This is a genomic window from Oerskovia gallyi (genome assembly GCF_014836745.1).
Classification (GTDB): Bacteria; Actinomycetota; Actinomycetes; order Actinomycetales; family Cellulomonadaceae; genus Oerskovia; species Oerskovia paurometabola.
This window is the reverse complement of the sequence record NZ_JACSQE010000003.1, coordinates 240112-258148: the sequence shown is the minus strand read 5'-3', so window position 1 is coordinate 258148 and position 18037 is coordinate 240112. Positions and strand designations below refer to the sequence as shown.

Sequence of the window (18037 nt, the reverse complement as noted above, 5' to 3'; positions counted from 1 at the left end):
ACGGCCGACCCTCTCCGGACGGACCGGCGAATCAGGGACGGACCAGGGGAGTCCCCGATGTGCGCGCACCGGGCCCCGGCGTACCGTCGAAGCATGAGCCACATCCTCGCCAGACCGCGCCACGGCGCCGTGATCGCCGGTGTCTGCGCGGGCCTCGCCCGCCGCTTCGACATCAGCCCGACGCTCGTCCGCGTCATCGCGGTCGCCTCGTGCATCCTGCCGGGACCGCAGGTCCTGGCCTACGTCGTCCTGTGGATCATGCTGCCCCGCGACCCCGAGTGAGCCCTTGCCGCGCGGCTCGTGGCCGTCAGAGCCGCAGAGCGAGCCAGCGCTGCGCGTACCGGTCGTCGTTGAACGCCGGGACGTCCACGTACCCGCGTCCCGCGTAGAGCGCCAGGGCCTCGACCAGGTCGTGCCGGGTGTCGAGCCGCACCACCTCGGCGCCGAGGTCCCGTGCCGCGGACTCGGCCGCGTCGAGCAGGGCGGTGGCGATGCCGCGTCCGCGGAACGCAGGGTCGACGAAGACGCGCTTGAGCTCGGCGGTCGGCGCGGAGGCGTCGCGTGCGAGCACGACGCCCGCGCACCCCACGGCCACGGGGCCCTCGCGGCCGTCCGCCCAGGCGAGGTGGAACGAGCTTCCGGGAGCAGCCAGCCCCGAGGAGTCCTGGGCGGCGAAGCCCGAGACGAGGTCCTCCTGCGGGGTCGTGTGGCCGAAGTACCGGTCGCTCACCTCGGTGTAGTACCGGAACAGGATCGCCTGCGACTCCGGAGCGCGGACCGGGTGCTCCGCGACCCGCCAGGTCACCGCGAGGTCCGTGCGGAGGGGGCGGTCTGCAGGGGGCACGCCCGCCAGTATGCCTCGGGCGCACCGCGTTCCTGCACGGTCGCCCGGGGCTTTTGTCCGGCAAGGGTCGGCATGGCACCATCCGAGGGTGCGCTCCCACCCCACCCGAACCGCCCTGCTGCCACTCTGCCTCGCCGTCGCCGCCATGACGCTCGCAGGATGCGTGTCCACCGCCTCTCCCATGGCGACCGCGGAGCAGACCCCCGCCGCAGCGCCTCCCGCGACGCCGATCTCGCCGTTCGACGGGGCGACCAGGGCGGGCGCGCTCCTGCTGGCCGCGGCAGGCGAGCTCGACCCGGCGATCCTCCCGGCGGGCTTCCACTACGTCGAGACCGTCGACCTCGACCTCTCGGAGTCGACGAGCTCGGTCTACGTCCAGGGGCAGCCCGGGGAGCAGGGGCCGGGGCTGTACGTCCACGCGGTGCACGCGGGCGTCACGGTCGAGAGCCTCGGCGACGACTGGACTCCCGAGGCCGTGCCCGAGCTCTCGGGCGAGGAGACGGTGACCGTGGCCTCGGACCCGGTCGGGCAGGACCGGTCGGTCGTCACGATCGACGCGCCCCCCGCGGGCATGGTGCGGCTCATCGGAGACGGCGTCTCGCGCGACGAGCTTCTCGCGACGGCAGAGCGTCTGCTCGACTCGGTGGGCTGACGTCTCGTCCGCGCGGTGCGGTGACGCGCCGACCCGGTGGCGACTCCTAGAAGACCCACCGGACGACCGTCACCGCGCCGATGACCACCAGTGCGAGCAGGACGACGCCCGTGACCAGGCAGCCGACGGCGAGAGCATCCTCTCACCAGGGGTCACCCACCTCGCGGCCCTTGTCCGACCAGTCGAGCGTCCTGCCTGCTCTTGCCTCGGCGCGGCCGCGGCCGTCGAGTAGCCGCTGGCGCGCCACCTCGGTGGTGGCGGCCTCCTCGGAGGAGCGCCAGCGCAGAGCGCGCATGATCCGGACCGGGTCCTTGCCACAGGCGCGCTCGAAGGCAGCCACCTCGCGCTCGTCACGCTGCTCGGTGAGGTAGGACCACCGTCCGGCTTCGACGAGATCGCCGTCCAGGCGGCAGACGGCGGCGAGCCGTTCGCGCGCGTCGAGCCGGTGGGGCAGGCTCCGGACGAGGCTGCTCAGCCTCGTGCGCGCCATCGTGACGTCGCCGACGCGCAGGTCTTCCTCGACCCGTTCCAGGGTCCGCTCCACGCTCATGGGGTGACTCTAGGGCGTGGCACCCGCACCACGATCACCCGCGTCCGCGTCCGCGTCGGCGAACGACGAAGGGCCCGCAGCGCACGCTGCGGGCCCTTCGGTCTGCGGAGGATGGGGGATTCGAACCCCCGAGGGCTTTTAACCCAACACGCTTTCCAAGCGTGCGCCATAGGCCACTAGGCGAATCCTCCGTGCTGCAACGTCGACCCACGCGGGGCGTCAGGCAGCGTGTCGAGAATACCGGACGCCGGGCCTGCGACCGAATCGGCCCGTCCCGGGCGGTGTCCGGCACCGCCTTCCGGGACCGCGCCGGCTCGGGGGGACCGGTTTCGACCGGGGGTCCGGGGGCCGGTTTCGGACGACTGGCCCTCCTGGGCTAGGCTGGGTCCAGACCCCTCGTGCGGCGCTATCTCACTGAACTCCCCCAGGGCCGGAAGGCAGCAAGGGCAGGTGGGCTCTGGTGGGTGCACGGGGGGTCCTTTCATGCCCCGGCCAGATGTGGCCTGCGTCATAGGCGACGCGGCGATATCGCCCTAAACCCGTATGTATCGCCCGCGACCGGCCACGATGTGGACGAAATTCCGTCCAGCATCTGGAATATCGACCATCGCAGTGGTTTTGAGGCGACGAGCGTGCGCATCATGGAGCCATGACCCGCCCCACGAGCACCGAGCTCACGACGCACCGCGCAGCCACCGGCTGCCGAATGTCGTGTCGCTCCGTCCTGCGTGGCGCCGGTCGAATGTGCTGTCAGCTCTGACCTGACCCCAGCACCGCACCGCCCGCTCCGCGAGCGCAGCCCGGAGACGACCGGAGCCCGCGCCGAAGCGCCCGCCTCATCCCTTCCTGAACCACCGACCACCGGTGACGTGTCCTCGCGACGCGCGCTCCGTCGTCGGGCAGGAGGACGTTCCACCTCCCACCCCGTCACCACCGTGACGCTCCCTCACGGACGCCCCGCGACAACCGCCGGCGCCCGTCACCGGAAGGACAGACCATGCTCCGCAAGAACCTCACCCTCGCTGCGATCGCGGCCACCGCAGCCCTCACGCTCGGAGCGTGCGCCACGACCCCCACCGACAGCGGTGCCTCGGCAGGCAGCGCCGACGACGTCGTCAAGATCGGCGTGGTCGGCGCAGCCGACGACAAGTGGGCCGTGTTCGAGAAGGTCGCCAAGGAAGAGGGCCTCAACATCGAGATCGTCGACTTCGGCGACTACCAGCAGGCCAACCCGGCGCTCGCGCAGGACCAGATCGACCTCAACCAGTTCCAGCACCTGCAGTTCCTCGCGGGCTACAACGTCGAGGCCGGGGACGACCTCCAGCCCATCGGCGCCACCGCGGTCTACCCGCTCGCGCTCTACTCGACCAAGCACACGGCGCTCGAGGACATCCCCGCGGGCGGCGAGATCGCGGTCCCCAACGACGCGACCAACCTTGCCCGCGCGCTCCTGGTCCTCCAGGAGGCGGGGCTCATCGAGCTCAAGGACGGCGGCAGCTCGCTGTCGACCGAGGCCGACGTGCTCCCGTCCTCCAAGGTCAAGGTCACCCCCGTCGACGCCGCGCAGACCGCGATCTCGCTCCAGTCCGTCGACGGCGCGATCATCAACAACGACTTCCTCGAGGACGCCGGGCTCGCCCCCGAGGACGCCCTGTTCCAGGACGACCCCGACTCCTCGGCCTCCGAGCCCTACATCAACGTGTGGGTCGCCCGTGCCGAGGACAAGGACGACGAGACGCTCCTGAAGATCGCCGCGCTCTCCCAGAACGAAGAGGTCGTCGCCGCCGAGAAGAAGGCCTCGGGCGGCACCGCGGTCATCAAGGACAACTCCGCGGCCGACCTCCAGGAGATCCTCGCGGGGATCGAGGAGAACTACCGCGCCCAGGACTGAGCCCTCGGCGTGAGCCCCCGGTGCCCGACGACGTCACCCACCGTCGTCGGGCACCGGCGTCCCCTCGCCCGACGCACCACCAGCGTGTTCGACTGTCCGTACACGCGTCCCCCGCACACCGTGCGAGGTCACGCGGCCCTCACGAGGGGCCCGGCCACCGCACCCCCGCACGAGAGGTTCCTCCGTGAGCACCACCTCGGACACGATGGTCCGATTCCGCGACGTGACGAAGGTCTTCGGGACCGGCTCGTCCGCCGTGGCGGCCGTCGACGGCGTCACCCTGGACATCCGGGCAGGTGAGATCTTCGGCGTCATCGGCTACTCGGGCGCGGGCAAGAGCACGCTCGTCCGGCTCATCAACGCGCTCGAGCCCGTCACCAGCGGGAGCGTCGTCGTGGACGGGGACGAGGTGAGCGCACTCTCCGAGCGTGAGCTGCGGCCCGTGCGCGCGAGCATCGGCATGATCTTCCAGCAGTTCAACCTGCTGTCCTCACGGACCGTCGCCGGGAACGTGGCGTACGCGCTCAAGGTCGCGGGCTGGGACAAGCCGCGGCGCGAGGCCCGCGTCGCCGAGCTCCTCGACTTCGTGGGGCTCTCCGACAAGGCCACGGCGTACCCGTCGCAGCTCTCGGGCGGGCAGAAGCAGCGTGTCGGGATCGCCCGTGCGCTCGCCACGTCGCCCAAGCTCCTGCTCGCCGACGAGGCGACGAGCGCCCTGGACCCCGAGACGACGCGCGACGTGCTCGCGCTCCTGCGCCGCGTCAACGCCGAGCTCGGTGTGACGATCGTCGTCATCACGCACGAGATGGACGTCGTGCGCTCGACCTGCCACCGGGTCGCGGTCATGGAACACGGCAAGGTCGTCGAGGTCGGCGAGGTCTACGACGTGTTCTCCTCGCCGCAGGCCACCGCGACCAAGAAGTTCGTCGGGACGGCCCTGCGCGACCGGCCCGGCCCCGACGCCCTCGAACGCCTGCGCCGTCGGCACCCCGGACAGCTCGTGACCGTCGGGGTCCACGAGGACGGGACCTCGGGCGCGAGCCTGACCCGGCTCCTGCGCGAGCACGGGCTCGACGGCTCCGTGGTGTTCGGTGGGATCTCCGAGATCGGGGAGCGGCCCTTCGGCTCGCTCACGCTCGAGCTCGCAGGGGACGACACGACCATCGCGAGCTTCCTCACCGAGCTGTCCGCGACCACCGACGTCGTGGACCTCGGGACCGCCGCCGACCCCCGCGACGACCCGCGCGTCGTGGCCGGGGCGAGCGACGAGTCGGGCGAGGCCGACGACGCGACCGGGGCTCCGCCGTCGGGCCGGGTCGACGAACCCGACCCGCGCGACGCGTGGCAGAGCGAGAGATGGCCCGGGACGGGCAGCACCGGTACCTCGGGGCTCGGTCGCCCCGGCACGCAGGGCACCCAGCCCGGTGACTTCGGCACCGAGCCCGGCACGTTCGGAGGCAAGCGATGAACCGCGACTGGTCCACCCTGCTGCCGATCCTGTGGGACGCGCTCGGCGAGACGCTCTACATGGTCTCGATCGCGCTCCTCGCGGGCGGCCTCGGCGGCCTGGTCCTGGGGCTCGCGCTCTACTGCACGCGCAAGGGCAACCTGCTGGCGAACAGCGTGGTGTTCAACGTCCTCAACGTGCTCGTCAACATCGTCCGACCCATCCCGTTCATCATCTTCCTGACGATGATCTACCCCGTGACGCTCGCGGTCGTCGGGACGACGATCGGCACCGAGGCGTTCATCCTGCCGCTGTCCGTCATGACCGCGTTCGGGACCTCGCGCATCGTCGAGCAGAACCTCGTGAGCATCGACCCGGGCGTGGTCGAGGCCGCGCGCGCCATGGGCGCCTCGCCCTGGCGGATCATCCGGACGGTCCTCATCCCCGAGGCGCTCGCGCCGCTCATCCTGGGCTACACGTTCATCTTCGTGGCCGTGATCGACATGTCCGCGATGGCCGGGTACATCGGCGGCGGCGGCCTGGGCGACTTCGCGATCCGGTACGGGTACCAGCGGTACAACTGGGCCGTCACGGCCGTGACGGTCGTGGTCATCATCGTGATCGTGCAGGTCGTCCAGTTCTTCGGCAACTGGCTCGCGCGCAAGGTCCTGCGGCGCTGAGGCGCGGCCGACGGCCCCGGGCAGCGCGGCCGTCGGCCCGCTGTGCGCGCTGTCAGCCACGCCGTCTAGAGTTGCCGGGGTGAGCACCGCCCTGTACCGCCGCTACCGGCCAGAGACCTTCGCCGAGGTCATCGGGCAGGACCACGTCACCGGACCACTGCGGCAGGCGCTGCGCAGCGGACGAGTGAACCACGCCTACCTCTTCTCCGGCCCTCGCGGCTGCGGCAAGACGACCTCGGCGCGCATCCTCGCGCGCACCCTGAACTGCGCACGCAACACCGAGGAGACGCCCATCGACACCCCCTGCGGGGAGTGCTCGTCGTGCGTCGAGCTCGCGCGCGGCGGATCCGGCAGCCTCGACGTCATCGAGATCGACGCGGCCTCGCACAACGGTGTCGACGACGCCCGCGAGCTGCGCGAGCGCGCGACCTTCGCGCCCGCCCGCGACCGGTACAAGATCTTCATCCTCGACGAGGCCCACATGGTCACGCCGCAGGGCTTCAACGCGCTCCTCAAGCTCGTCGAGGAGCCCCCGCCGCACGTGAAGTTCATCTTCGCGACGACCGAGCCGGACAAGGTCATCGGGACCATCCGCTCGCGCACGCACCACTACCCGTTCCGCCTCGTCCCTCCGGACGTCCTGGGTCCCTACCTCGAGCAGCTCTGCGCCGCGGAGGGCGTGACCATCGGCACCGGCGTCGTGCCGCTCGTCGTGCGCTCGGGCGGCGGCTCGGTGCGTGACTCGCTGTCCGTCATGGACCAGCTCATCGCGGGCGCCGAGGCCGGGAGCGTCGACTACGAGCGTGCCGTGGACCTGCTGGGTTTCACGCACGCCTCGCTGCTCGACGACGTCGTGGAGGCCCTCGCGGCCCGCGACGGCGCGAGCATCTTCCGGGTCGTCGAGCAGATCATCACCACGGGGCACGAGCCGCGCCGCTTCGTCGAGGACCTCCTCGAACGCCTGCGCGACCTCATCGTCATCTCCGTCTCCGGCGGTGCCGCGGACGCCGTGCTGCGCGACGTCCCGTCCGACCAGCTCGACCGCATGAAGACCCAGGCGCAGAACCTCGGCGCGGCCGAGCTCTCGCGCGCGGCGGACCTCGTCAACGCGGCGCTCACCGAGATGAGCGGCGCCACGTCGCCACGCCTGCACCTCGAGCTCCTGTGCGCGCGCCTCCTGCTCCCCGGCGTGGACGACGGCGCCGCGGGGCTCGCGGCGCGCATCGACCGGCTGGAGCGAGGCGGCCTCGGCGTCGCGGGCATCGCGCCCGTCGCGGCCGCGCCACGCCCGGGAGGACCCGAGGGCCTCGTCGCCCCCGCGCCGCGTGCCCCGCGGGTCGAGGACGACGCGCCCGTAGCCCCCGTGAGCGGGCTCAGCGGTGCTGCTGCCGCCCGGGCGGCGCTCCAGGCCCGCAAGGCAGGGGAGGGGGCGGCTCCTGCGGCCGCCGAGCCGCGGGCCGCTGCGCTCACGAGCGACGTCGCCTCCGCGGGCGAGACCTCGGGCGCCGCGGGCGAGAGCGAGGACTGGCCCGTCGTCGTGCCGGTCGGCACGGGCGAGCCCGCGACGAGCGAGGTGGCGACGGACGCACCCGTCGGGACGCCGGTCGTCGCCTCCCCGGTCGAGGGTGGTGCTGCCGCGTCCGTCGTGCCGGACGACGACGCCGCCCCTGCCGCGCACCTCGGTTCGGTGACGGCTCCCGAGGCCGCGCGGGTCGAGCCGGCTCCCGCACCTGCTGCGGCCACCCAGGCGCCCGTCGCGCCGGTGGCCGTGGTCCAGCCCCCGGCCGCCCCGGCGCCCGCCGCCCAGGCGCCCGCGTCGAGCGATGTCGACGCACTCAGCACCGACGTCCTGCGTCGACGCTGGCCCGAGGTCCTCCAGACCCTGAGCTCGAGCCGCGTCACGTGGTCGCTCGTGAGCGGCAACGCGCAGGTCGGGGAGCTCACGCCGGACACCCTGTACCTCGCGTTCCAGACGCCGGCGCTCGCGCGGACCTTCTCCACGTCCCGGCACACGGGGGCCGTCCAGGAGGCCGTCTACCAGACCCTCGGCTTCCAGGTCCGGGTCGAGGCCCGCCTCGACGAGGGCGGCGGCTCGGCCCCGAGCGCTCCCGTCCCGGACGCGCCGCCCGCGCCGCGCCGGGACGAGCCGTCCGACGACGGCGCACCGGGCGCCCCTGCTGGTCCGGCCGCGGGAGGCCCAGCGCCGACCGCACCGTCGAACGGCCCCGGCGGTTCCGGACCTGAGGCCGTCGTGCCGGTCGGCGAGCCCGTCGGCGTGGTCTCGGCACCCGGGGGACCTGGGATGCAGTCGGCCTCGTCAGCCCCGAACGGTCCGGGTACTGTCCGGCCCTCGGGCCCCGGTGCGCAGGGAACGGCCCCCGTGCAGCAGGGCGGCGTCGCGCTCCAGGAGCGCCCGGCAGCCCGGCCCGCCTCCGCTCCCCGCACCGCGCCGGAGGCCGAGCCGGTCGTCAACGCGGCCGACGAGGCCTGGCTCGCGGGTCTGCCCGTGACCGAGCCCCCCGTCGACTACGACGAGGGCCACGAACCGCCGCCCGCGGACCAGGGGCGAGCGGCGTCGTCGGGCAGCAGGCCTGCTCCCCGTCCCACCGCGCCTTCTCAGGCCTCCGCGCCGTCGGCGCCCAGCGCCCCGACGCCCGCCGTCCCCACCGGGCCCGCGCCCGGCGTGCGCGAGTCGCGCCGTCAGACCCTCGAACGGCAGGCCGCCGAGCAGAGGGCCCGACAGTCGTCGGCGCGCGTCGCGGTCTCGATGGACGACGACTCGCCGTCCGACGACGACCCGGACCTCGCGTCGTCGGGCCTGGTCGGCGCGCCGCTCGTGGCTCAGCTGCTGGGCGGCGTCGTGATCGACGAGACCATCGACACCGGGCTCTGACCGTGAGCCCGCGCGGCGAGCTCCACCACGTCGAGCTGTGGGTCGAGGACCTCGACACCGCGGAGAGCTCGTGGGCGTGGCTGCTCGACGAGCTCGGCTACACGCGCTTCCAGACGTGGGCCTCGGGCCAGAGCTGGCTGCGCGGGGCGACGTACATCGTGCTCGAGGCGAGCCCCGCCGTCCGCGCCGAGAAGCACGACCGCCTGCGCCCCGGCCTCAACCACCTGGCGTTCTCGGGCGGTCGCCCGAGCGAGGTGGACGACCTGGCGGCGCGCGCGGCCGAGCACGGGTGGAGCTTGATGTTCGCGGACGCCCACCCCTACGCGGGCGGCCCCCAGCACTACGCGGCCTACCTCGAGAACGCCGACGGCTTCGAGGTGGAGATCGTCGCGGCGGACGACTGACACGACGCCTGACACACGGCCCGCGACGCCTGCGCGCGGCGGACTTCGGAGTCGGTGGCGCCACGTAGGCTGGGGGAGTGTATGAAGGCGCGGTCCAGGACCTGATCGACGAGCTCGGCCGACTCCCCGGAGTCGGCCCCAAGAGTGCCCAACGCATCGCGTTCCACCTCCTCGCGGCCGACGCCGCGGACGTGCGGCGGCTCGCCGACGCGCTCACCGAGGTCAAGCTGCGCGTGCGGTTCTGCGAGATCTGCGGCAACGTCGCGGAGTCGGAGCAGTGCCGCATCTGCCGTGACCCCCGACGCTCCGCAGAGGTGATCTGCGTCGTCGAGGAGCCCAAGGACGTCGTCGCGATCGAGCGCACGCGCGAGTTCCGCGGCAAGTACCACGTGCTCGGTGGGGCCATCAACCCCATCGACAACGTCGGCCCCGACGACCTGCGCATCCGCGAGCTCCTGACCCGGCTGGCCGACGGCGCGGTCCAGGAGGTCATCCTCGCGATGGACCCCAACGTCGAGGGCGAGGCCACGGCCACCTACCTCACGCGCATGCTCTCGCCCATGGGGTTGCGCGTGTCCCGCCTGGCGTCCGGGCTGCCGGTGGGTGGAGACTTGGAGTACGCCGACGAGGTGACGCTCGGGCGGGCGTTCGAGGGACGGAGGGTCGTCAGTGGTTGAGACCGAAGAGGCCGTGGGGTCGGACCTGAGGTCCGTCGCCGCCTCGGTGTCCGCGCAGGCGCGCACCTTCCTCACGACGACCGCCGAGGTCGCCTCGGGCGCCGCCCCGGAGGCCGCGATCCCGCTGCTGCTCCTGGCCACGTCGGACCTGCTGGCCGTCGGCGCACGGCTCGGCGCCATGATGGACGTCGTCCCGGACCAGCGCTTCGAGCCCGACGCCGGGCCCGAGACCGACCTCGACCCGTTGCGCGAAGGCCTGGCCCGGCTGCTCGACGGCCTCGACGACTACCCGGAGATCGAGGACCCCGTGCTGGGCGCGGTCGTCGGGCAGGCGTCGGTGTCCGGGGACATCGCGTGCATCGCCGAGGCCCTGGCCAAGGGGCTCCAGCACTACGACTCGGGCCAGGAGCTCGAGGCCCTGTGGTGGTGGCAGTTCTCCTACCTGTCGTTGTGGGGCGAGCGGGCCGCGAGCGCGCTGCGCGTCCTGCAGCTCGTGCTCGCGCACCTGCGGCTCGACGTCGAGGACGACGTCGCCGCCGAGGCGGAGTACGACGCGCTGCACGCCTGATCCACGACCGCCCGCGTCAGCGGCGCAGTCTGAGAGACGCCGGACGGGCGCGACCACGCGGTTGCGCCCGTCCTGGTACGAGTCCGCTCAGGCCACGCGCGTACCGCGCGGCAGCTTCGCGGTCGGGATGCGCAGGCGCCGCACGGCCAGGACCACGCCGCCCGCGCCGAGGAGCAGGTTCGCGCCCAGCCCCCACGGCCAGACGGGGGAGTCGTCCGCCTCCGGGGCGTCGACCGGCGACTCGTAGTCGGCGCCGTTGCCGTAGCACCAGTCCTGGACGGGGGAGGGCCCGGTCCGGGCGGCGCGCACACCTGCTCGGATCAGCGACAGCGGGTCGGACGTCGAGAAGTACGCCTCGTCGCTGTCCGCGTACGTGGGTTGCGGCGCGGCGTCCGCGACGATGACGAACGGGTTCACCGCGAGGAGCCACCAGGTGAGCTCGGTGTGGCTCTGCGTGAGCTCGCGCGCCTGCCACTCGCACTCGGGGGCCGTCCCGTACTCCCCGTCGTAGTCGTCAGGGACGCTCCAGACCTGGACCTCGCTCTCGTACGTCACCAGGGGGACCGTGAGCCCGAACGCGATGAGGCTCACGACCGTGAGCCCCGCGACGGTCAGGTAGGTCAGGACCGCGGAACCCGACGTCTTGGTCGTGAGCGCCGAGAACCCGAGCCCGATCGCACAGACCACGGCGAGGAGCACCGCGAGCAGCAGGACCGTCGTGACCAGCGACAGGAACGAGACCCCGCCCGCGACGAGCGCCCACGCGATGAACGGGATGCTCACGACGAGGAACGCGAGCGCCGCGCTCCACGCCGCGACGAGCTTCCCGACGACGATCTCCGCCGCGGTCAGTAGCGTCACCTGGAGAGTCGCGAGGGTCCCGGCGTTCCGGTCGCCGTTGATCGCGGAGGCGCTGAGCGTCGGGGCCACGAGCAGGCCGAGGAAGAGGACGAAGAAGACCACGGCGCCGAAGATGATCGGGCCGTACTGCACGTCGGAGCCGTTGTCGTATCCCGTCGTGAAGGAGAGGGCACCCGACGTCAGGAGCGTGATGCCGCCGACGACCACGAACCACACGACGAGCGCGATCTTCCACCGGGTCGAGCGCACGCGCTGACGCAGCTCGAGCGTCGCGACGGTCTTGACCCCGTGCCACGACAGCGACCAGTCGCCGCGCTTGTCCGGCGTGCTCGCGCTGCCCGTCGGGGCCGTCCCGGTCGGCTGGGGGGAGAGGAACTGCTGGGTGCTCATCGACGCTCCTCCTCGAGGGCGAGGTAGGCCTGTTCGAGGATGCCCCCGGCGGGGGCGCTCGCGACGACGGGGACCCCGGCGACGACCGCGTCGCGCAGGAGCGCTGCGGCCGAGGCGTCGCTGTCCAGGTCGACCAGCGCGGCGCCGTCGGGCTCGGTGCCGAACACGACCCCCGCCCCGGTGAGCCAGGTGTGCAGCGCGACCGGGTCGAGCGCGCGCACGCGCCACGTGCGCCGCGTCGTCGCGGCCTCGCCCACCGTCTCCGACGCGACGGTACGCCCGCGCGAGAGGAAGACGGCGTCGTCGGCCATCTCGTCGAGCTCGGTCAGCACGTGGCTCGAGATGAGGACGGTCTTGCCACGGGCCGCGAGCTCGCGCACGAGGACGCGCAGGTCGACGCGCGAGCGCGGGTCGAGGCCGCTCGCGGGCTCGTCGAGCAGCAGGACGTCCGGGTCGTGGACCAGCGCGCGAGCCAGGCCCAGGCGCTGCTTCTGCCCGCGCGACAGGACGCTCGCGGGGCGGTCGGCGTACTCCTGGAGGTGCACCAGGGCCAGCAGCTCGGCCACGCGCGCGGCTCCCACCGCGGCAGGGAGCCGGTAGGCGGCGGCGAACGTCGTGAGGACCTCGCGGGCCGTCAAGGAGTCCCAGGTGCCGAACGCGTCGGGCATCCACCCGGTGCGGGCGCGCGCCGCGAAGCTCTGCGTGACCGGGTCGAAGCCCGCGACGCGCACCGTGCCCGCGTCGGGGGTGAGGAGGCCCGCGAGGACGAGCAGGAGCGTCGTCTTGCCCGAGCCGTTGGGCCCCACCAGCGCCGTGACCCGGCCGGGGCGCGCCACGAGGTCCACACCGTCGACCGCGTGCACGGTCCCGAAGGCGCGCCGCACGCCCTGGGCGGCGATCCCGCCGGGGGCGGCGACGCCGTCGGGCGCGTGGTCCGGGCCGGGTGCCGCGGGCGCCTCGGGTGCCACGGGCACCTCCGGCCCGACGGCGTCGCTCCCCGACGGTGCGGTGGCGTCCGGGGCGGGTCGTGGTGCGGGAGGCGTCGCGGGCGGGTCGGCCTGTCCGGGTGGTCGGTGCTCTGCTGGATCCCCCTGGGGAGCCCCTGTGCTCGTCATGGCGCCGAGCGTAGCGGTGCACGCCCCGGCGCGGTGCAGCCAGGCCGGGTGACGTCCGGGCGGCTCGTGCGCCTCCTGAGTGACCTGTCCGCCGTCGTGCAAGACTTCCGTGTGACCTGGGACCTCGCCGCGACGCTTCCTCTCGTGGCGCACGCGCCTCTCGCTGCTGGCGACGGGATCGTGCTGCCCGGCTCGGGCGGGCTCGAGCTCGACCTCCTGACGATCGCTCTGCTGGTCCTCGCAGGCCTGACCGCGGGCTGGATCGACGCCGTGGTCGGTGGGGGAGGGCTCGTCCAGCTCCCTGCGCTGCTGCTCGTCCCCGGGATCAGCCCGGTCCAGGCCCTCGCGACGAACAAGCTCGCGAGCATCATGGGCACGTCCGTGAGCGCGACGACGTACTACCGGCGCGTGGGGCCGGACCTTCGGACCGCGGGCCCCATGGCGCTCGCGGCGCTCGTGGGGGCGGTGGGCGGTGCGGCGCTCGCGTCGAAGATCCCCGCCGAGCTGTTCAAGCCCATCATCCTGGTGGTCCTGATCGCCGTGGCGGCGTACACGATCGCCAGGCCGAAGCTCGGCCACACGACGAACCTGCGCTGGGAGGGCAACGGCCACCGGTGGGCCGCCGCGGGGATCGGGCTCGCGATCGGGTTCTACGACGGGCTGCTGGGCCCCGGGACGGGGACGTTCTTCGTGATCTCGCTCGTCAGCATCCTGGGGTACGCGTTCCTGCCCGCCTCGGCGCTCGCGAAGATCGCGAACTTCGCGACCAACGCCGGGGCGCTCATCTTCTTCGTCCCCTACGGCGCGGTGCTGTGGGGTCTGGGGCTCGCGATCGGGGCCGCGAACCTGCTCGGCGCGTACATCGGGGCGCGCATGGCCGTGGCCAAGGGCAGCGGGTTCGTGCGGGTCGTGTTCGTGGTCGTGGTGGGGGTGCTCATCTGCAAGCTGGGGTACGACGTCGTCACGAGCCTGGGGGAGTGACCGTGCGCGAGGAGGGGGTGCCGGGCGTGGCGGCGGTCGTCCTCGATCTCGACGGGACCCTCCTCGACCACGACGGGTCCGCGCGGGCGGCGCTCGCGGCCTGGCTGCCGAGCCTCGGCGTCGAGGCGACCGACGAGCTGGTCGCGGCGTGGTTCGCGGCCGAGGAGAGACATTTCTCCGCCTGGCGCTCGCGCGAGATCACCTTCGCGGAGCAGCGTCGGCGGCGCCTGCGCGACGTCCTGCCGCTCGCGGGCCTCGACCTGGACGTCGACCTGGGGAGCGAGGCCGAGCTCGACGAGGTCTTCGCCGGGTACGCCGCGCACTACCAGGCGTCGTGGACCGCGTACGACGACGTGGAGCCGATGCTCGCGGTGCTCCAGGACCTGCCCGTGCGGCTGGCCGTCCTGACGAACGGGACCGACGAGCAGCAGCACGCCAAGCTCGGCGCCGTGGGACTCGTGGGTCGCCTGGGGCCCGTGTTCACGGCCGAAGCGCTGGGCGTCGCCAAGCCGGACCCGCAGAGCTACCTGCTGGTCTGCGCCGCGCTGGGGGTCGATCCGCGCGACGTGCTGCACGTCGGGGACCGCTACGACCTCGACGTCGTCGCCGCTCGGGCTGCAGGGCTCCGGGCCGTGCACCTGGACCGCACCGGGCAGGGGCCGTTCGAGGAGCCCGCGCGCATCACGTCGCTGGCCGGGCTGACCGAGCTGGTCTTGCGGGGAGGGGCGTGACGGCGGCGGAGGGCACCGGTCGCCCGGGGCCGAGACGGGTGGTCCGGTCCGAGACGGGTGGCTACGCACCTGACGGCGAGACCCGTCTCGTGCGCGAGCACCCGTCTCGCGGGCGGTCGCAGGTACGGCAGCCTGGTGCGACGAACCGTGACGGCGACCTCGTGCACGACCTGCGCGCGCGGCCCCGTTCGCGGGGGCCGGGGTGGGGGCAGTGGCGTCCTCTCGTCGGGGTGCTCGTCGCTGTCGTGGGGTACGTCCTGGTGGCGATCCCCGCTCTCATCGCCTACGACGTCGGGGTCGAGGGTTTCGGGTGCGACCCGAGCCCGCACGCCGAGGCCGACTTCGGGTGCTTCGGCGAACCGCGACCCGCCTCGGGGTTCTTCGCCTTCTTCACCGTGCTCGTCACCGTGCCTGCCGCGCTCGGTATCCTCGTCGCCCGGCCCCGCCGGCGGGGTCTCGTGCTCCTGGTGCTCGCATGCGTGGCGCTCGGGCTCTACACCTACCTGGTGCTGACCAACCCGCACACCTGACCGGCTGTCCGGCTGCCCACCCGCCGCCGAGAACGGGATGGAGGTCGCCAACGGCCCGGAAACGGCCCGAACCCCGTTCTCGGCGCCCGACCAGCACGGCGTCGGCGCTGGTCAGCGGTCGACCCCGGCCGCATCCTGAGCCCCCTCCCGGCGACCCCGGGCCCCGGGCTATCATCGACCGACTCGTAAAGCACCCGGCGGGCCGTTGAGAGAGACGGAGGCCGGCGACGTAACGGAGCAGCAAGTGGCACTTGTCGTGCAGAAATATGGTGGCTCGTCGGTAGCTGATGCGGAGAGCATCAAGCGGGTGGCGAAGCGCATCGCAGAGACCAAGCGGGCCGGACACGACGTGGTCGTCGTGGTCTCGGCCATGGGTGACACGACGGACGAGCTCATCGATCTCGCCCAGCAGGTCACCCCCCTCCCTCCCCAGCGCGAGATGGACATCCTGCTCACGGCAGGCGAGCGCATCTCGATGTCGCTGCTGGCGATGGCGATCAACAACCTCGGTGTGAAGGCGAAGTCGTTCACGGGCCAGCAGGCCGGCGTGATCACGGACGCCGTGCACGGCAAGGCGCACATCGTCGACGTCGTCCCGCACCGCATCCGCGAGACCGTCGAGAAGGGCTCGGTCGCGATCGTCGCCGGGTTCCAGGGCGTCACGCAGAGCACCAACGACGTCACGACGCTCGGCCGCGGCGGCTCGGACACCACGGCCGTGGCGCTCGCGGCGGGCCTGAGCGCCGACGTGTGCGAGATCTACACCGACGTCGACGGCGTGTTCACCGCGGACCCGCGCATCGTGCCGACGGCCCGCAAGATCGACCACATCTCCTACGAGGAGATGCTCGACATGGCGGCGAGCGGGGCCAAGGTCCTGGTGCTGCGCTGCGTCGAGTACGCGCGCCGCTACGGCGTGCCCATCCACGTCCGTTCGTCGTTCTCGACCAAGGCCGGGACGATCGTGTCGAACGACGCGCGCTCCGTGCCGAACGTCCCCCAGCAGGCTCCCGGCTCCCCGGCCGGCAACGAGGCAGAGGTCATCATGGAAGCTCCGATCATCTCCGGCGTCGCGCACGACCGCAGCGAGGCCAAGATCACCGTCGTCGGCGTCCCGGACGTGCCGGGCACGGCCGCACGCATCTTCGAGGTCGTGGCCGGTGCGGGCGCGAACATCGACATGATCGTCCAGAACGTCTCGGTCGCGGCCACGGGCCTGACGGACATCTCGTTCACGCTGCCCATGGACGACGGCGCCCTCGCGACCACGGCCCTGGACGCCGTGCGCGAGGAGATCGGCTTCGCGTCGCTCCAGTACGACGACCAGATCGGCAAGGTCTCGCTCATCGGGGCGGGCATGAAGTCGAGCCCGGGCGTCTCGGCGCAGCTCTTCGGTGCGCTGCGCGACGCGGGCATCAACATCGAGATGATCTCGACGTCGGAGATCCGTATCTCGGTCGTGACCCGCGCCGACAGCCTCGACGACGCGGTGCGGGCCATCCACACCGCGTTCGAGCTGGACGGCGAGAGCGAAGCAGTCGTCTACGCCGGCACCGGCCGTTGAGCGAGGAGAGAACCATGAGCAACCAGAACTCTGCAGGCCTCGTCGTCGGCGTCGTCGGGGCGACCGGTCAGGTCGGCGCCGTCATGCGTCGTCTGCTCGAGGAGCGCGACTTCCCGGTCGCGCAGATCCGCTACTTCGCGTCGGCGCGCTCCGCGGGCAGCACGCTGCCGTGGAAGGGCGAGGACGTCGTCGTGGAGGACGCGGCCACGGCCGACGTCTCGGGCCTCGACATCGCCCTGTTCTCCGCGGGCGGCGCGACCTCGAAGGCGCAGGCCGAGCGGTACGCCGCGGCGGGCGTCGTCGTGATCGACAACTCGTCCGCGTGGCGCATGGACCCGGACGTCCCGCTGGTCGTCTCGGAGGTCAACCCGGAGGCCATCCACGAGGCGCGCAAGGGCATCATCGCGAACCCGAACTGCACCACCATGGCCGCGATGCCGGTCCTCAAGCCGCTCGCGGACGAGGCCGGTCTGGAGCGCCTGATCGTGGCGACGTACCAGGCGGTCTCTGGCGCGGGGCTGGCCGGTGCGGCCGAGCTGCGCGACCAGGCGGTCGCGGGCGCCGAGCAGGACCTCACGGGTCTGGTGCACTCGGGCAGCGCGGTCTCGTTCCCCGCGCCGGACAAGTTCCCGCGCAACATCGCGTTCAACGTGGTGCCGCTCGCCGGCTCGATCGTGGACGACGGCGAGGAGGAGACCGACGAGGAGAAGAAGCTCCGCAACGAGTCGCGCAAGATCCTCGGCCTCCCGGACCTGCTGGTCGCGGGCACGTGCGTGCGCGTCCCGGTGTTCACGGGTCACTCGCTCGCGATCCACGCCGAGTTCGGGCAGGCCATCTCGCCGGACCGTGCGCGCGAGCTGCTCGCGGCGGCCCCGGGCGTCGAGCTCTCGGACGTCCCGAACCCGCTCGAGGCCGCAGGCGCCGACCCGTCGTTCGTGGGCCGCATCCGTACCGACCAGAGCGTGCCGGGCGGTCGCGGCCTGGTGCTGTTCGTGTCGAACGACAACCTCCGCAAGGGTGCCGCGCTCAACGCGGTGCAGGTCGCGGAGCTGGTCGCGGCGGACCTCGCGAGCAAGGCTTCGACCCCGGTGTGACCCGGCTGTCAGAACCAGCGTGACCCCGAGGTCGCGCTGGTTCTGACACGGACGACGCATCGCAGTGCCCGACGGCGCCCCTCACCTTCTGGTGGGAGGGCGCCGTCGTGCTGTGTGCCGTCCCCGAGAAGTGAGCTGTGGCCCCTGATCCGACGGGATCAGGGG

General features: G+C 72.8%; 17 protein-coding genes, 1 tRNA gene, 1 other RNA gene and 1 pseudogene. 15 read left to right on the top strand and 5 right to left on the bottom strand.

What is annotated here, in order from left to right; translation table 11 throughout:
• The first annotated feature begins 93 nt into the window (after positions 1–93).
• Positions 94–282, top strand: a complete 189-nt coding sequence (locus H9640_RS05295; RefSeq protein ID WP_191789655.1) for a PspC domain-containing protein — start codon at positions 94–96, stop codon at positions 280–282.
• 25 nt (positions 283–307) lie between these two features.
• On the opposite strand, the gene H9640_RS05290 is transcribed toward H9640_RS05295, so the two are convergent.
• The gene (locus H9640_RS05290) at positions 308–844 is read right to left on the bottom strand and encodes a GNAT family N-acetyltransferase (RefSeq protein WP_318243657.1); all 537 of its coding nucleotides are present in this window, start codon (positions 842–844) and stop codon (positions 308–310) included.
• Positions 845–1007: 163 nt separating this feature from the next.
• On the opposite strand from H9640_RS05290, the gene H9640_RS05285 reads away from it, so the two are divergent.
• The gene (locus tag H9640_RS05285) at positions 1008–1496 is read left to right on the top strand and encodes a hypothetical protein (protein ID WP_191789654.1); all 489 of its coding nucleotides are present in this window, start codon (positions 1008–1010) and stop codon (positions 1494–1496) included.
• A 142-nt stretch (positions 1497–1638) separates the two neighbouring features.
• Here H9640_RS05285 and H9640_RS05280 read toward each other — a convergent pair whose 3' ends face one another.
• Together H9640_RS05280 and H9640_RS05275 are read right to left on the bottom strand one after the other, a co-directional pair.
• Positions 1639–2046: a DUF6584 family protein gene (locus H9640_RS05280; protein WP_191789653.1), complete on the bottom strand. Its 408-nt coding sequence runs from the start codon at positions 2044–2046 to the stop codon at positions 1639–1641.
• A 105-nt stretch (positions 2047–2151) separates the two neighbouring features.
• Positions 2152–2237: transfer RNA gene (locus H9640_RS05275), tRNA-Ser, on the bottom strand.
• A gap of 196 nt (positions 2238–2433) precedes the next feature.
• Here H9640_RS05275 and ffs point away from each other — a divergent pair.
• From ffs to H9640_RS05235, 8 genes are all read left to right on the top strand, one after another.
• Positions 2434–2530, top strand: an RNA gene (gene ffs / locus H9640_RS05270) — signal recognition particle sRNA small type.
• A 513-nt stretch (positions 2531–3043) separates the two neighbouring features.
• Positions 3044–3937, top strand: coding sequence for a MetQ/NlpA family ABC transporter substrate-binding protein (locus H9640_RS05265; protein ID WP_191789652.1), 894 nt, complete (start codon positions 3044–3046; stop codon positions 3935–3937).
• Between the two features lie 184 nt (positions 3938–4121).
• On the top strand, positions 4122–5405 hold the full coding sequence (locus H9640_RS05260) for a methionine ABC transporter ATP-binding protein (protein WP_318243656.1): 1284 nt from the start codon (positions 4122–4124) through the stop codon (positions 5403–5405).
• The gene (locus H9640_RS05255) at positions 5402–6064 is read left to right on the top strand and encodes a methionine ABC transporter permease (RefSeq protein WP_138822662.1); all 663 of its coding nucleotides are present in this window, start codon (positions 5402–5404) and stop codon (positions 6062–6064) included. The genes H9640_RS05260 and H9640_RS05255 overlap by 4 nt, the downstream gene beginning before the upstream one ends.
• A 79-nt stretch (positions 6065–6143) precedes the next feature.
• Positions 6144–8957, top strand: a complete 2814-nt coding sequence (locus H9640_RS05250) for a DNA polymerase III subunit gamma and tau (protein ID WP_191789651.1) — start codon at positions 6144–6146, stop codon at positions 8955–8957.
• A gap of 2 nt (positions 8958–8959) precedes the next feature.
• Complete coding sequence (locus tag H9640_RS05245; protein WP_204809916.1) at positions 8960–9361, top strand: VOC family protein; 402 nt, start codon at positions 8960–8962, stop codon at positions 9359–9361.
• Between the two features lie 77 nt (positions 9362–9438).
• Positions 9439–10038 carry a recombination mediator RecR gene (gene recR / locus H9640_RS05240; protein ID WP_138822666.1) on the top strand — a complete coding sequence of 200 codons (600 nt, stop codon included), beginning with the start codon at positions 9439–9441 and terminating at the stop codon, positions 10036–10038.
• The gene (locus tag H9640_RS05235; protein ID WP_191789650.1) at positions 10031–10606 is read left to right on the top strand and encodes a DUF5063 domain-containing protein; all 576 of its coding nucleotides are present in this window, start codon (positions 10031–10033) and stop codon (positions 10604–10606) included. The genes recR and H9640_RS05235 overlap by 8 nt, the downstream gene beginning before the upstream one ends.
• 87 nt (positions 10607–10693) lie before the next feature.
• Here H9640_RS05235 and H9640_RS05230 read toward each other — a convergent pair whose 3' ends face one another.
• Together H9640_RS05230 and H9640_RS05225 are read right to left on the bottom strand one after the other, a co-directional pair.
• A complete protein-coding gene (locus tag H9640_RS05230) occupies positions 10694–11857 on the bottom strand; it encodes an ABC transporter permease (RefSeq protein WP_191789649.1) in 1164 nt (387 codons plus the stop codon).
• A pseudogene (locus H9640_RS05225) lies at positions 11854–12714 on the bottom strand (ABC transporter ATP-binding protein); the annotation flags it as partial. The gene H9640_RS05230 and the pseudogene H9640_RS05225, both read right to left, overlap by 4 nt.
• A 441-nt stretch (positions 12715–13155) precedes the next feature.
• On the opposite strand from H9640_RS05225, the gene H9640_RS05220 reads away from it, so the two are divergent.
• The 5 genes from H9640_RS05220 to H9640_RS05200 all read left to right on the top strand — a co-directional run bounded on the left by H9640_RS05220 (position 13156) and on the right by H9640_RS05200 (position 17872).
• On the top strand, positions 13156–13953 hold the full coding sequence (locus H9640_RS05220) for a TSUP family transporter (protein ID WP_191789764.1): 798 nt from the start codon (positions 13156–13158) through the stop codon (positions 13951–13953).
• Entirely contained in the window at positions 13950–14684 is a 735-nt protein-coding gene (locus H9640_RS05215) for an HAD family hydrolase (protein WP_318243655.1), read from the top strand. The genes H9640_RS05220 and H9640_RS05215 overlap by 4 nt, the downstream gene beginning before the upstream one ends.
• Before the next feature lie 230 nt (positions 14685–14914).
• Positions 14915–15214 (top strand): hypothetical protein, encoded by a 300-nt coding sequence (locus H9640_RS05210; protein WP_225226731.1) that lies wholly within the window; start codon positions 14915–14917, stop codon positions 15212–15214.
• Between the two features lie 244 nt (positions 15215–15458).
• Complete coding sequence (locus tag H9640_RS05205) at positions 15459–16778, top strand: aspartate kinase (protein ID WP_138822672.1); 1320 nt, start codon at positions 15459–15461, stop codon at positions 16776–16778.
• 14 nt (positions 16779–16792) lie between these two features.
• Positions 16793–17872, top strand: a complete 1080-nt coding sequence (locus tag H9640_RS05200; protein ID WP_191789646.1) for an aspartate-semialdehyde dehydrogenase — start codon at positions 16793–16795, stop codon at positions 17870–17872.
• The last annotated feature ends 165 nt before the right edge of the window (positions 17873–18037 follow it).